This is a genomic window from Ramlibacter sp. WS9, assembly GCF_003797765.1.
Taxonomy (GTDB): domain Bacteria; phylum Pseudomonadota; class Gammaproteobacteria; order Burkholderiales; family Burkholderiaceae_C; genus Ramlibacter.
The window spans coordinates 1-428 of the sequence record NZ_RKMB01000151.1; the positions used below are offsets into that span (position 1 = coordinate 1).

Annotated in this window: 1 protein-coding gene; it reads right to left on the bottom strand. The window is 69.2% G+C overall.

Features of this window, described 5'->3' with window-relative positions; genetic code table 11:
* The coding region (locus EEB15_RS33395; protein ID WP_199236718.1) for a sigma 54-interacting transcriptional regulator at positions 1-428 on the bottom strand (428 nt) is incomplete at both ends.

Here is a 428-nt window from a genome sequence, read left to right on the forward strand (position 1 = left end):
GGCGCGGTCGGTTTTCCTCGAGGAAGTAGCCGGCCAGCAGGAGGATATCGCGGCCGCGCTCGCGCAGCGGCGGCACGCGCAAGGGATAGACGCTGAGGCGATGGTAGAGATCGGCGCGGAAGCGCCCGGCACGTACTTCCTCGGCCAGGTCGCGGTTGGTGGCTGCGATCAGGCGTACGTCGACGCGGTGCTCGCGATCGGAGCCGACCCGCTGCAACTGCCCGCTCTGCAGCACGCGGAGCAGCTTGGCCTGCACCGCCAGCGGCAACTCGCCGACCTCGTCGAGGAACAGGCTGCCGCCGTCGGCCAGTTCGAACTTGCCGCGCCGTTCGTTGACCGCGCCGGAGAAGGCGCCGCGCACATGGCCGAACAATTCGCTTTCCACCAGGGTCTCGGGCAGCGCGGCGCAGTTGAGACTGATCATCGGC